The sequence below is a fragment of the Izhakiella capsodis genome, from assembly GCF_900115045.1.
GTDB classification, from domain to species: Bacteria; Pseudomonadota; Gammaproteobacteria; order Enterobacterales; family Enterobacteriaceae; genus Izhakiella; species Izhakiella capsodis.
In genome coordinates this window covers 112,760-127,019 of record NZ_FOVC01000003.1, presented here as the reverse complement: position 1 = coordinate 127,019, position 14,260 = coordinate 112,760, and the positions used below count along the sequence as shown (strand labels likewise).

12 protein-coding genes are annotated in these 14,260 nt (G+C 52.8%); 11 read left to right on the top strand and 1 reads right to left on the bottom strand.

What is annotated here, in order from left to right:
- Positions 1-2: 2 nt before the first annotated feature.
- From murD to lpxC, 9 genes are all read left to right on the top strand, one after another.
- The gene (murD, locus tag BM191_RS06615) at positions 3-1,319 is read left to right on the top strand and encodes a UDP-N-acetylmuramoyl-L-alanine--D-glutamate ligase (protein WP_092876395.1); all 1,317 of its coding nucleotides are present in this window, start codon (positions 3-5) and stop codon (positions 1,317-1,319) included.
- Positions 1,319-2,539: a cell division protein FtsW gene (gene ftsW, locus BM191_RS06610; protein WP_092876759.1), complete on the top strand. Its 1,221-nt coding sequence runs from the start codon at positions 1,319-1,321 to the stop codon at positions 2,537-2,539. Before murD ends, ftsW begins: the two co-directional genes overlap by 1 nt.
- Before the next feature lie 3 nt (positions 2,540-2,542).
- Positions 2,543-3,601, top strand: coding sequence for an undecaprenyldiphospho-muramoylpentapeptide beta-N-acetylglucosaminyltransferase (murG, locus tag BM191_RS06605; protein ID WP_092876393.1), 1,059 nt, complete (start codon positions 2,543-2,545; stop codon positions 3,599-3,601).
- Positions 3,602-3,678: 77 nt separating this feature from the next.
- Positions 3,679-5,154, top strand: coding sequence for a UDP-N-acetylmuramate--L-alanine ligase (murC, locus tag BM191_RS06600; protein WP_092876391.1), 1,476 nt, complete (start codon positions 3,679-3,681; stop codon positions 5,152-5,154).
- Positions 5,147-6,067: a D-alanine--D-alanine ligase gene (locus BM191_RS06595; RefSeq protein WP_092876389.1), complete on the top strand. Its 921-nt coding sequence runs from the start codon at positions 5,147-5,149 to the stop codon at positions 6,065-6,067. The genes murC and BM191_RS06595 overlap by 8 nt, the downstream gene beginning before the upstream one ends.
- Before the next feature lies 1 nt (position 6,068).
- Positions 6,069-6,908: a cell division protein FtsQ gene (gene ftsQ / locus BM191_RS06590; RefSeq protein ID WP_092876387.1), complete on the top strand. Its 840-nt coding sequence runs from the start codon at positions 6,069-6,071 to the stop codon at positions 6,906-6,908.
- Positions 6,905-8,161, top strand: a complete 1,257-nt coding sequence (gene ftsA, locus BM191_RS06585; protein ID WP_092876385.1) for a cell division protein FtsA — start codon at positions 6,905-6,907, stop codon at positions 8,159-8,161. The genes ftsQ and ftsA overlap by 4 nt, the downstream gene beginning before the upstream one ends.
- Before the next feature lie 76 nt (positions 8,162-8,237).
- Entirely contained in the window at positions 8,238-9,395 is a 1,158-nt protein-coding gene (gene ftsZ, locus BM191_RS06580) for a cell division protein FtsZ (RefSeq protein ID WP_092876383.1), read from the top strand.
- A gap of 101 nt (positions 9,396-9,496) precedes the next feature.
- On the top strand, positions 9,497-10,414 hold the full coding sequence (gene lpxC, locus BM191_RS06575) for a UDP-3-O-acyl-N-acetylglucosamine deacetylase (RefSeq protein ID WP_092876381.1): 918 nt from the start codon (positions 9,497-9,499) through the stop codon (positions 10,412-10,414).
- A gap of 12 nt (positions 10,415-10,426) precedes the next feature.
- Here lpxC and BM191_RS06570 read toward each other — a convergent pair whose 3' ends face one another.
- On the bottom strand, positions 10,427-10,945 hold the full coding sequence (locus tag BM191_RS06570; protein ID WP_092876379.1) for a DUF721 domain-containing protein: 519 nt from the start codon (positions 10,943-10,945) through the stop codon (positions 10,427-10,429).
- A 21-nt stretch (positions 10,946-10,966) separates the two neighbouring features.
- On the opposite strand from BM191_RS06570, the gene secM reads away from it, so the two are divergent.
- A complete protein-coding gene (secM, locus tag BM191_RS06565; protein WP_092876377.1) occupies positions 10,967-11,473 on the top strand; it encodes a secA translation cis-regulator SecM in 507 nt (168 codons plus the stop codon).
- A 61-nt stretch (positions 11,474-11,534) separates the two neighbouring features.
- Positions 11,535-14,240 (top strand): preprotein translocase subunit SecA, encoded by a 2,706-nt coding sequence (gene secA / locus BM191_RS06560; protein WP_092876375.1) that lies wholly within the window; start codon positions 11,535-11,537, stop codon positions 14,238-14,240.
- Positions 14,241-14,260: the final 20 nt, after the last annotated feature.

The following is a 14,260-nucleotide window of genomic DNA, read 5'->3' as shown; positions in this document are numbered from 1 at the left end:
CTATGGCTGAGTATCTGGATAAACAAGTTGTCATTATTGGGTTGGGCCTTACCGGCCTTTCCTGCGTTGACTTCTTTGTTGCCCATGGCGTGACGCCGCGGGTTATGGATACCCGAGTCGTTCCGCCCGGCCTTGAAAAACTGCCTAAAGACGTTGAGCGTTGGCTGGGATCGCTGAATAAAGAGTGGCTGCTGAACGCCGACTTGATTATTGTCAGCCCCGGCATCGCGCTCTCTACCCCTGAGCTGTCAGCGGCGGCAGAGGCCGGGGTTGAAATTATCGGCGACATCGAGTTGTTTTGCCGCGAAGCGCAGGCCCCTATCGTGGCAATTACCGGATCAAATGGTAAAAGTACCGTGACAACCTTGGTCGGTGAAATGGCGAAAGCCGCAGGCTGGAGCGTTGGCATAGGCGGTAATATTGGCTTGCCTGCTTTGATGCTGCTTGAACATCCCGCTCAGCTTTACGTACTGGAACTGTCCAGCTTTCAGCTTGAAACCACCTACAGTCTCCATGCCGCCGCCGCGACCATTCTCAACGTCACGGAGGATCATATGGACCGCTATCCGTTGGGGATGCAGCAGTACCGGGCTGCCAAGCTGAAAATTTATGAAAATGCAGGTGTCTGCGTAGTCAATGCCGATGACGCAATGACAATGCCGGTGCGCGGTGCCGATGCGCGTTGCGTAAGCTTTGGCATTGATGTTGGCGACTATCATCTCAATCGTCAGCAGGGGAGTACCTGGCTGCGTGTCAGAAGAGATAAGGTACTTGATACCGCAGAAATGAAGCTGTCGGGTCAGCACAACTATACCAATGCGCTGGCGGCGTTAGCGCTGGCGGATGCCGTTGGCCTGCCACGTGCATCCAGCCTGACTGCACTCATCAACTTCAATGGTCTCGCGCACCGTTTTCAGCTGGCACATGTTCACAACGGTGTACGCTGGATTAATGATTCAAAGGCGACCAACGTCGGCAGTACGGAGGCCGCCCTGAATGGCTTAGAGGTTGAGGGGACGCTCTGGTTACTGCTGGGCGGTGATGGAAAATCGGCGGATTTTACCCCGTTAAAACGCTACTTGCAGGGCGATAACCTGCGTCTGTTTTGTTTTGGGCGCGATCGTGCCGAGCTGGCGACGCTGCGTCCTGAGATCACCACGCAAACTGAAACCCTGGCGCAAGCGATGGCGCACATTGCACCGCAGGTCAAAGCGGGAGACATGGTGCTGCTGTCGCCGGCGAGTGCCAGCCTCGATCAGTTTAAGAACTTCGAACAGCGTGGCGAGGTATTCACACAACTTGCCAGGGAGTTAGGATGATGCGTATTCCGGGAATCACGCTGGTCAGCTCCCTGACGGGAGGCGTTGCAAACCGTCTTAAAGACTGGGTTATGGGGTCGAAGGAGAGCGACGCCAATGTCGTCGTTTTATACGATCGTACCCTGGTGTGGTTAACCCTCGGTCTGGCGGTGCTGGGATTCGTTATGGTCACCTCAGCATCAATGCCTATTGGTCAGCGTATGTCGAACGATCCCTTCTATTTCGCCAAGCGTGATGCACTTTACCTGGGCCTGGCGTTCCTTATGTCCTTAGTGACATTACGAATTCCCATGGAAGTATGGCAGCGCTATAGCAACGTCATGCTGTTGGGCACCATTGCCATGTTGCTCGTTGTTTTGGTGGTGGGGAGTTCGGTAAACGGCGCATCCCGCTGGATTGCGCTGGGACCGCTGCGAATTCAGCCTGCAGAGCTGTCGAAACTGTCACTGTTTTGCTATCTGTCCAGCTATCTGGTTCGCAAAGTAGAAGAAGTGCGTAATAACTTCTGGGGATTTTGTAAACCGATGGCGGTCATGGTCGTGCTGGCGGTGTTGCTGTTAGCACAGCCGGACCTGGGAACCGTGATCGTACTGTTTGTCACTACCCTGGCAATGCTGTTTCTCGCTGGCGCTAAGCTATGGCAGTTTCTGGCGATTATCGGCTCCGGCATGTTTGCCGTGGTGCTGCTGATTATCACTGAACCGTACCGTATACGCCGCGTGACCTCTTTCTGGAATCCTTGGGCTGACCCGTTTGGCAGCGGCTATCAGCTGACGCAGTCGCTGATGGCATTTGGCCGTGGTGAGCTTTGGGGGCAGGGATTGGGTAATTCGGTGCAGAAGCTGGAATACCTGCCGGAGGCCCACACTGACTTCATTTTCTCGATTATCGGCGAAGAGTTGGGATATATCGGCGTGGTATTAACGCTGCTGATGGTGTTCTTCGTTGCGTTTCGTGCGATGTCGATTGGTCGTCGGGCACTGGAAATCGATCAGCGTTTTTCCGGATTTCTCGCCTGTTCAATTGGTGTCTGGTTCAGTTTTCAGGCGCTGGTAAACGCTGGCGCGGCGGCAGGAATGCTGCCGACAAAAGGGTTGACGCTGCCGTTAATCAGTTACGGTGGCTCAAGCTTGTTGATCATGTCGACGGCGATTGTGCTGTTGTTACGCATAGATTTTGAAACGCGTCTTGCCAAAGCGCAGGCGTTTTCAAGGGGCTAATTGATGAGTGAAAAACGGCTGATGGTGATGGCAGGCGGAACCGGCGGACATGTGTTTCCGGGTCTGGCCGTGGCGCATCATCTTATGGAGCAAGGCTGGCAAGTGCGCTGGCTTGGCACCGCCGATCGTATGGAAGCTGATTTGGTCCCTAAGAATGGGATCGAGATAGATTTTATCCGTATCAGTGGATTACGTGGTAAGGGATTGAAAGCTCAGCTGTTAGCGCCGGTACGCATTATCAAAGCAACATGTCAGGCACGCGCCATTATGAAGCGCTGGCAACCCGATGTTGTGCTTGGCATGGGCGGTTACGTTTCTGGTCCCGGCGGTGTGGCTGCCTGGAGCTGCGGCATTCCGCTGGTATTGCATGAACAGAACGGTATTGCGGGAATGACGAATAAATGGCTGTCACATATAGCGAAAAAGGTTATGCAGGCGTTTCCAGGCGCGTTTGCGCATGCTGACGTGGTCGGTAATCCGGTCCGTAATGACGTGCTTGCATTACCGCTGCCTGAGGTGCGTTTTGCCGGGCGGGAAGGTCCGATACGCGTACTGGTTGTTGGCGGTAGCCAGGGGGCCAGAGTGCTGAACCAGGTAATGCCGAAAGTCGCAGCGCTGCTGGCAGGGAAAATAACCCTTTGGCATCAGGTAGGTAAAGGTGCGCTGGAAGAGGTAAATCAGGCGTATTTGCGGGCAAACCAGACGCAGCACCGGGTTGATGCGTTTATTGACGACATGGCCGCTGCCTACGCCTGGGCGGATGTCGTGGTCTGTCGTTCAGGCGCGCTGACGGTCAGTGAGGTCGCTGCCGCAGGACTTCCGGCGATCTTCGTCCCTTTTCAGCACAAAGATCGCCAGCAGTACTGGAATGCGCTGCCGCTGGAAAAAGCGGGCGCAGCAAAAATTTTTGAGCAGCCACAGTGTACCGCTGAAGCGATTGCCAGTACCCTGGCTGCGTGGGATAGGAATACCCTGATGGGTATGGCGAATAAAGCCAGAGGTGTCGCGATCCCGGACGCCACGGCGCGGGTTGCTGACGAAGTCATGCGGGCGGTTAAATAACCCAGTCACCATTGGGCTGAAACCCTTTTTTGTCCACAGATAACCAGAGCAAGGCGGATTAACCGCTGGTAGAGACGATGAATACACAACAACTGGCGAAACTGCGTTTAATTGTGCCCGAGATGCGTCGCGTCCGGCACATCCACTTTGTCGGCATCGGCGGTGCTGGCATGGGCGGTATTGCCGAAGTGTTGGCAAATGAAGGTTATCAAATCAGCGGGTCGGACCTGGCACCGAACGCGGTAACGCACCATCTGACTTCGCTCGGTGCCACGATTTATTTCAATCATCGGGCGGAAAACGTCAGTGATGCCAGTGTTGTGGTGGTTTCAACGGCGGTGTCTCAGGATAATCCTGAGCTGATTGCTGCACGTGAGGCGCGTATTCCGGTGATTCGTCGCGCTGAAATGCTGGCGGAACTGATGCGTTTTCGTCACGGCATTGCCGTTGCGGGTACGCACGGTAAAACCACCACTACCGCGATGGTCGCCAGTATTTACGCTGAAGGTGGTCTGGACCCAACCTTTGTCAACGGTGGATTGGTTAAGGCTGCAGGTACGCACGCCCGACTGGGAAGCAGCCGCTACCTGATCGCCGAAGCGGATGAAAGCGATGCGTCATTTCTGCATTTACAGCCGATGGTGGCCATTGTTACCAACATCGAAGCTGATCATATGGACACTTATCAGGGCGATTTTGAAAACCTGAAGCAGACCTTTATCAATTTCCTGCATAACCTGCCGTTTTATGGACGTGCCGTCATGTGCGTGGATGACGTGGTGATCCGCGATTTGATCCCGCGCGTGGGGCGTCAGGTGACGACGTATGGCTTCAGTGACGATGCGGATGTGCGGGTAGATAATTACCAACAGCGTGGCGCTCAGGGGCATTTTACGCTGGTACGTCAGGATAAACCGCTGATGCACGTTACCCTCAATGCGCCAGGACGACATAACGCGCTGAATGCGGCGGCGGCGGTGGCCGTTGCCAGCGAGGAAGGCATTGGTGATGACGACATTTTACGGGCGTTGGAAAGTTTCCAGGGAACCGGCCGTCGCTTCGATTTTCTCGGTGAGTTTCCGGTTGAGCCAGTGAACGGTAAGGCGGGAACGGCGTTATTAGTTGATGATTACGGTCATCATCCGACGGAAGTGGATGCCACTGTACAGGCCGCTCGTGCAGGCTGGCCGGAAAAACGACTGGTGATGATTTTTCAGCCGCATCGCTATACGCGAACCCGTGATTTATATGAAGATTTTGCCAATGTGTTGTCACAAGTTGATGTGCTGCTGATGCTGGATGTCTATTCAGCAGGCGAAGCGCCGATACCCGGCGCCGACAGCCGATCTCTATGTCGGACTATCCGCAACCGGGGCAAGATAGACCCGATTTTTGTTTCGGATCATGACATGGTGGCTGAAATGTTGTCACCGACGCTGAGCGGAAACGATCTTATTTTAGTACAGGGGGCCGGAAACGTAGGCCGTATTGCCCGCACCCTGGCGGAGCAGAAGTTAAAGCCTAATCCGATCAATGAGGAGCATCATGGCTGAGAAAGTTGCAGTATTGCTGGGTGGCACCTCTGCTGAGCGTGATGTCTCACTGCTATCGGGGCAGGCGGTACTGGCTGGTTTGCTGGAAGCTGGCATCGATGCTCACGCGGTTGATACGCGTGATGTTCCGGTACTTCGTCTGAAAGAGCTGGGTTTTGATAAGGCTTTTATTATTCTCCACGGTCGTGGTGGTGAAGATGGTCGTCTGCAAGCCGCGCTGGAGTTTCTCGGCATTCCTTATACTGGCAGCGGTGTGATGGCCTCGGCGATTGGCATGGACAAACTGCGCACCAAGCTAGTCTGGCAAGGTGCTGGCTTACCGGTTGCGCCTTACGTAACGCTTCATCGCCGGGATATGGCGCAGGGACTGCAGGCCGAGCATAAAGCAAATATTGATGCGCTGGGGTTACCACTGTTCGTTAAGCCAAGCAATGAAGGTTCCAGCGTAGGTATCACTCGCGTTAACCAGATGTCGCAACTGCAAGCGGCTATCGATGAAGCGTTTCGCTTCGACGATGAAATTCTGGTGGAGTCATTTCTGATAGGCCCGGAGCTAACGGTAAGTGTACTCGGTGATGAGGTGTTGCCATCGATCCGTATTCAGCCGGCTAGTGAATATTACGACTATGAGGCGAAATACATTTCTGATGATACGCAGTATTTCTGTCCGAGTGGGCTGAGTGCTGAGCAAGAAGCAGAGCTGAACGATATTGTGCTGCGGGCCTGGCGTGCGCTTGGCTGCCGTGGCTGGGGCCGGGTGGATTTGATGATGGGCGCCGACAATAAGTTTTACCTGCTGGAGGTAAATACCGCGCCGGGGATGACGGGCCACAGCCTGACACCTAAGGCAGCGAAACAAGCTGGCATGAGCTTTTCACAACTGGTAGTCCGTATTTTGGGGTTGGCCCGCTGATATGTCCCAGGCAGCGCTAAATGTACGTAACAAGAAAGCGGAACCTCATGTCCCGTCAGGACGTAGCAACGGATCGCGTCTGGCAGGGATCATTTTCCTGCTGTTCGTTATCGGCGTGATGCTGGCGTCCGGGCTGTTTGTGCTGAAGTGGATGAACGATTCGTCGAGGCTGCCGCTGTCACGTTTGGTGGTCACCGGGCAGACCCACTACACCACCACCGACGATATTCGTCAGGCAATATTGTCGCTGGGTGAGCCGGGGACATTCATGTCGCAGGATGTGAACGTTATTCAGCAGCAGATTGAGCGCCTGCCGTGGATTAAGCAGGTCAGCGTGCGTAAGCAGTGGCCAGATGAATTAAAGATCCATCTGGTTGAATATGTCCCGGTTGCGCACTGGAACGGTCTGCATATGGTTGATGCTGAAGGTAAATCTTTCAGCATTCCAGCCAATCGTATCGGCAAAGACAATCTGCCCTTGCTCTACGGGCCAGAAGGCAGTGAGAAGGAAGTGCTTGAAGGTTATTATCAGATGCGTGATTTGCTCGCGGCCAGCAAATTCAGCGTAAAGGCAGCTGCGATGACGGCGCGTCGCTCCTGGCAACTGACTCTAAGCGACAATATTCGCCTTGAGCTGGGACGAGATGACACGACCAGGCGGATTAAAACATTTATCGAGCTTTACCCGGTTCTGCAGCAGCAGGCCCAGAGTCAGAACAAGCAGATAAGTTATGTGGATTTACGTTATGACTCTGGCGCCGCCGTTGGTTGGGCACCGGCTCCGGTGACGCCACAGGTCAATAAACAGCAACAGAATCAGGCACAGGCTAAACAACAATGATCAAGTCAACCGACAGAAAACTGGTAGTTGGACTCGAAATTGGCACCGCGAAGGTGGCCGCTTTAGTAGGAGAAGTTTTGCCTGATGGCATGGTGAATATCATCGGGGTGGGAAGCTGTCCTTCCCGAGGCATGGACAAAGGCGGGGTCAACGACCTTGAGTCGGTAGTAAAGTGCGTTCAACGTGCGATTGATCAGGCGGAGTTGATGGCGGATTGCCAGATTTCATCCGTCTATCTGGCGCTTTCAGGTAAGCATATTAGCTGTCAGAACGAAATCGGTATGGTGCCGATCTCTGAAGAAGAAGTGACGGCAGAAGACGTTGATAACGTGGTGCATACCGCGAAATCGGTCCGCGTGCGCGATGAGCACCGTATCCTGCATGTTATTCCCCAGGAATATGCCATTGATTATCAGGAGGGAATTAAAAATCCTGTTGGGTTATCTGGCGTGCGTATGCAGGCGAAAGTCCATTTGATCACCTGTCACAATGATATGGCGAAAAATATCGTCAAAGCGGTTGAGCGCTGTGGCTTGAAAGTTGATCAGCTAATTTTTGCCGGTCTGGCCTCAAGCTATGCAGTGTTGACTGAGGACGAGCGCGAACTGGGCGTGTGTGTGGTGGATGTTGGCGGCGGCACGATGGATATTGCGGTTTATACCGGCGGTGCGCTGCGTCATACCAAGGTTATTCCCTATGCTGGCAACGTGGTTACCAGCGACATAGCCTATGCCTTTGGTACTCCCCCGACAGATGCGGAAGCCATCAAAGTTCGTCATGGCTGCGCGCTGGGTTCCATCGTCGGTAAAGACGAAAATGTTGAAGTGCCTAGCGTGGGAGGACGTCCGCCGCGTAGCCTGCAACGTCAGACCCTGGCTGAGGTGATCGAGCCTCGTTATACCGAATTATTGAACCTGGTGAATGATGAAATTCTCCAGTTGCAGGAGCAGTTGCGTCAGCAGGGGATTAAACATCATCTGGCGGCCGGAATAGTTCTCACCGGCGGCGCGGCGCAAATTGAAGGGCTCGCGGCTTGTGCTCAGCGGGTGTTTCACACCCAAGTGCGCATCGGGCAGCCACTGAATATCACTGGATTAACGGATTACGCGCAGGCGCCTTACTACTCAACAGCAGTAGGTCTGCTGCACTATGGAAAAGAGTCGCACCTTAGCGGCGAGACAGAGGTCGAAAAACGTGTTTCAGTTGGCAACTGGTTTAAACGGATCAACAGCTGGCTGAGAAAAGAGTTTTAATTTTTACAAAAGGAGATCATGCTAGCATTAATGAGTGATCTCCAGGTGAAATACGGGCACATAGCGGAGAGAAATTATGTTTGAACCAATGGAATTAACCAATGACGCGGTGATTAAAGTCATCGGCGTCGGCGGCGGCGGCGGCAACGCCGTAGAACATATGGTGCGTGAGCGCATCGAAGGCGTTGAGTTTTTTGCTGTAAACACTGATGCTCAGGCATTACGTAAAACGGCAGTCGGCCAGACTATTCAGATCGGTAATAACATTACTAAAGGTCTGGGTGCTGGTGCCAATCCGGAAGTTGGTCGCACTTCCGCTGAAGAAGATCGGGAGGCCCTGCGCTCTGCGTTGGACGGTGCCGATATGGTCTTTATCGCAGCGGGCATGGGCGGCGGTACCGGTACCGGCGCGGCGCCTGTGGTGGCTGAAGTGGCTAAAGACCTGGGTATCCTCACTGTAGCGGTAGTGACCAAGCCTTTTAACTTTGAAGGCAAAAAGCGTATGGCGTTTGCTGAGCAGGGGATCGCGGAGCTTTCCAAGCACGTAGATTCACTGATCACCATTCCGAACGACAAGTTACTTAAAGTGCTTGGCCGTGGTATTTCGCTACTGGACGCTTTTGGTGCGGCTAACGACGTATTGAAAGGTGCCGTGCAGGGTATCGCGGAGCTGATAACACGCCCTGGTCTGATGAACGTTGACTTTGCCGACGTGCGCACCGTAATGTCAGAAATGGGCTATGCGATGATGGGTTCTGGCGTCGCCTCTGGTGAAGATCGCGCGGAAGAAGCTGCGGAAATGGCTATTTCCAGCCCGCTGCTGGAAGACATTGATTTGTCTGGCGCACGCGGTGTGCTGGTTAACATTACTGCTGGCTTTGACCTACGTCTTGATGAGTTCGAAACCGTTGGTAATACTATCCGCGCTTTCGCCTCTGATAACGCTACCGTGGTGATCGGCACTTCATTGGACCCGGAAATGAATGACGAGCTGCGCGTAACCGTCGTAGCCACCGGTATTGGTATGGACAAGCGTCCTGAGATCACCCTGGTGACGAACAAGCAGCAGGCTCAGCCGATAATGGACCACCGTTATCAGCAACATGGCATGTCGCCGCTGCCACAGGAGCAGAAGCCTGCTGCTAAAGTGGTTAACGACACTGCTAACTCGCAATCGAACAAAGAGCCAGACTACCTTGATATTCCTGCGTTTCTGCGTAAACAAGCAGACTAGGAATTCACTCATAGTTAACATCTCCGCTCTTTGTGCTAAAATGTCCGACTGACAGTTCATTAAACTGTCGGCCGGGTCAGTAATTTTTGCGAGATAATGCGATGATCAAACAACGGACAATAAAACGGATCGTACAGGCGACTGGTGTCGGTTTGCATACTGGCAAGAAGGTCTCGTTGACGCTGCGCCCAGCGGCGGCTAATACTGGGGTCATCTATCGTCGCACTGACTTGAATCCGCCGGTAGATTTCCCCGCTGATGCAAAATACGTACGCGATACCATGCTGAGTACTTGCCTGGTGAATGATGAAGGCGTGCGTATTTCCACTGTGGAGCACCTTAACGCCGCCCTGGCTGGCTTAGGTATCGACAATATTATTGTTGAAGTCGATGCACCTGAGGTGCCGATTATGGACGGCAGCGCCGCGCCTTTCGTTTACCTGTTGGTGGATGCAGGTGTTGATCAGCTTAACTGCGCTAAACGTTTCGTTCGCGTTAAGCAGGCAGTGCGCGTTGGGGATGGCGATAAATGGGCTGAAATTAAGCCTTACAACGGTTTTTCGCTCGATTTCACTATCGACTTCCAGCACCCGGCGATCGACTCCAGTTCACAGCGCTATCAGATGAATTTCTCGACTGAAGGCTTTATGCGTCAGATCAGTCGCGCCCGTACCTTTGGCTTTATGCATGAAATCGAGTATTTACAGTCTCAGGGCCTGTGCCTGGGCGGTAGCCTGGATTGTGCCATCGGCCTGGATGATTTTCGCGTGCTGAATGAAGATGGTCTGCGCTTTGAAGATGAGTTTGTGCGTCACAAAATGCTGGATGCCATTGGCGACCTGTTTATGTGTGGCCATAACATTATTGGCGCGTTTACCGCATTCAAGTCAGGCCATGCTCTAAACAACAAACTCTTACAAGCGGTGTTGGCAAAACAGGAAGCCTGGGAATGGGCAACCTATGAAGATGAAGCCGATCTGCCTTTGGCGTTCAAAGCACCAAACCTGGTTTTAGCATAACCGCTGGTTGCCCTACTTATTACGACTGGTTTTACTGGTACCCCTCTCTCCGGCCAATGAGGCCAGTCGTTCTAATACTCCCCTTAATTTTTCCGGACTGCGTTCCGCAACGCTCAATAGCGCGGCCGCGCTGTCAGAACTGAGCTGACACCCCATATTTTTTTGCCCGCTCGATACCGGGTAGGCATGTTCTTGCGCAGTAGACGCCGTTTTCCCGGCCAGAGATGGATTAATACTGATGTCGATTGCGGTCAATGATGGTATTATCTGCGCTCGTAATGCAGAAAGCAGCTCAGGTTGTTCGTAGCGTAACCGCATCATCCAGCTGGCGTTGGCGACTTCCAGTACCAGTATACCCTGGCGGTAATTAGCCACCCTCACCCAGGGATGCATCTGAGAAGGTAGCAGCGCGCGAACCGTTTTGTTCAATTTGTTCAGAGCAACGGCGCGTTGCTGGATTTGTTGTAAGCATCCTGAATTTTGCGTTTCATCAAAAAGTTTTTCGATAGATTGTGGGCGACTGTTGCGCATCGCATACTCCGGTGGATAGGTGTGATTAGTATTTTAAATCGTTGGCGACAATTTGGCAGACGTTATTTTTGGCCGCACATCCTGTTAGGGATGGTTGCGACGGGCTTTGGTTTGCCAGTCGCTCACGCTAACGGGCAAAACAGCTTAACCGGCAGTGCTACCAGCAGCCTTAATATCCGGGCAGTCCCCCATCTTCATAGCCTGGCATTATGGCAGGAAACGCCACGACGTCCCGGCTTTTACGTCGATTACTGGCATCAGCATGCTATCCGAACCGTTATTCGCCATCTGTCTTTTACGCTGACACCCGCAGAATATTTACCTGCCAATGCGGATGTGTTACCGCTACACGTCGAGCGGCTTGCTTTACTGGATACGCTAAATGCCCTTTTAACCCACGAAGCCCGTCCGGCAGCGATCGTTCAGCTCAATCATACCTACCATTCACCCGCCCAGTTACCGTATCAGACCGCCAGCTGGCTGGCTGAGGTGGTGGGGATCCGCGCTGGTCCCTCTCAGCAAATCTGATCGAAAGCGTTTTTTATTTATATATAGCCGTCCGGAACGGTGCTGAGAGAATATTTTTATTATGTTGATTAAGCTATTAACTAAAGTTTTTGGTAGTCGTAACGATCGTACTCTGCGCCGGATGCGCAAAGAAGTTGAAACCATCAATCGTAAAGAGGTGGATTTTGAAAAACTCAGCGATGATGAACTGAAAGCTAAAACCGCCGAGTTTCGCGCCAGGCTGGAAAAAGGGGAAGTGCTGGAAAGCCTGATTCCGGATGCATTTGCTACCGTTCGTGAGGCCAGTAAGCGCGTATTTGGTATGCGCCATTTTGATGTTCAGCTGCTGGGTGGCATGGTGCTCAATGAGCGCTGTATCGCGGAAATGCGTACCGGTGAGGGTAAAACCCTGACTGCAACCCTGCCAGCCTACCTCAATGCCCTGAGCGGCAAGGGGGTTCACGTTGTCACCGTCAACGATTATCTTGCGCAGCGCGATGCGGAAAATAACCGTCCGCTGTTTGAATTTCTGGGACTGACGGTTGGCATCAACCTGCCCGGCATGCCTGCACCCGCTAAACGTGCGGCCTATGCTGCTGATATTACTTACGGCACCAACAATGAATACGGCTTCGATTACTTGCGCGATAACATGGCCTTCAGCCCTGAAGAGCGCGTCCAGCGTAATCTGCATTATGCACTGGTCGATGAGGTGGATTCTATCCTCATCGATGAGGCGCGTACCCCTCTGATTATATCCGGCCCGGCGGAAGACAGCTCAGAACTGTATATCAAGGTTAATAAAGTTATCCCTCATCTACAGCGCCAGGAAAAAGAAGACTCCGACACTTTTAAGGGGGAAGGGCATTTCTGGCTGGATGAGAAAGCGCGCCAGGTACACCTGACCGAGCGCGGTCTTGAGCTGATTGAAGAATTGCTGGTTAGTCAGAAGATCATGGACGAGGGCGAATCTCTCTATTCCCCTGGTAATATCATGTTGATGCATCATGTCACTGCTGCACTGCGCGCGCACGCGTTGTTCACTCGCGATGTTGATTACATCGTTAAAGATGGTGAGGTGATTATCGTTGACGAGCATACTGGCCGTACCATGCAGGGGCGTCGCTGGTCTGATGGTCTGCATCAGGCAGTAGAAGCAAAAGAAGGCGTGGAAATTCAGAACGAGAACCAGACGCTGGCCTCTATCACCTTTCAGAACTATTTCCGCCTATACGAAAAACTGGCTGGTATGACGGGTACTGCTGACACCGAAGCTTTTGAATTCAGCTCTATTTACAAGCTTGATACCATCGTAGTGCCCACTAACCGCCCAATGATCCGAAAAGATATGGCGGACCTGGTCTATATGACCGAAGCAGATAAAATTCAGGCCATTATCGAAGACATTCGCGAACGAACTGCTAAAGGTCAGCCGGTGCTGGTTGGTACTATCTCGATTGAAAAATCAGAGGTGATTTCTGAAGCATTAACGCGTGAAGGCATCAAACATAATGTCCTCAACGCCAAATTTCACGCCCGTGAGGCGGAGATTGTGGCTCAGGCCGGTCAGTCAGGTTCGGTGACTATCGCCACTAACATGGCGGGGCGCGGTACGGATATCGTATTAGGCGGTAGCTGGCAGGTTGAAATAGCTGAGCTGCAAGGGGCAACAGAAGAGCAGATTGCAGCGATTAAAGCGGCGTGGCAGGTACGCCACGATCAGGTGCTGGCAGCGGGTGGCTTGCATATTATTGGTACCGAGCGCCATGAATCGCGTCGTATTGATAACCAGCTACGCGGTCGTGCCGGTCGCCAGGGTGATCCCGGTTCATCACGCTTCTACCTTTCTATGGAAGATGCCCTGATGCGTATTTTCGCCTCTGACCGCGTGGCAGGCATGATGCGTAAACTTGGTATGAAGCCAGGCGAGGCCATTGAGCATCCGTGGGTAACTAAAGCGATCGCTAACGCACAACGCAAGGTCGAAAGTCGTAACTTTGATATTCGTAAGCAGCTGCTGGAATATGATGACGTTGCTAACGATCAGCGCCGTGCCATATACAGCCAGCGTAACGAGCTGTTGGATGTGTCTGATGTAAGCGAAACGATCGGCAGTATCCGCGGGGACGTATTTAAAACCGTTATCGATACCTATATTCCGCCACAGTCACTGGAAGAGATGTGGGATATTTCAGGCCTGCACGATCGCTTGAAAGCGGATTTCGATCTCAGTTTGCCGATTGATGAATGGCTGGATAAAGAGCCTGAACTACATGAAGAAACGCTACGCGAGCGGATTATGGAAAGCGCAGGCTCACACTACCTTAACAAAGAGGAAGTAGTGGGTGCTGAGATGATGCGTCACTTTGAAAAGGGCGTGATGTTGCAGACGCTGGATTCTTTGTGGAAAGAGCACCTCGCCGCAATGGACTACCTGCGTCAGGGTATTCATCTGCGTGGCTATGCTCAAAAAGATCCTAAGCAGGAATATAAACGCGAATCTTTCGCTATGTTTTCTGCGATGCTCGAAACGTTGAAATATGAGGTGATTAGCACCCTGAGCAAAGTTCAGGTGCGGGTGCCTGAAGAGATCGAGGAGATGGAAGAGCAGCGCCGTCTGGAAGCGGAGCGTCTGGCGCGGCGGCAGCAGCTCAGCCATGTTGATGATGATACCGAAGCCAGCATTGCCTTGGCCGCACAGGGCGGTGACCGCAAAATTGGACGTAATGACCCTTGCCCCTGTGGTTCAGGTAAAAAATACAAGCAGTGTCATGGCCGACTGGCCTGATTAAGCTAAGCTGTAAAGCG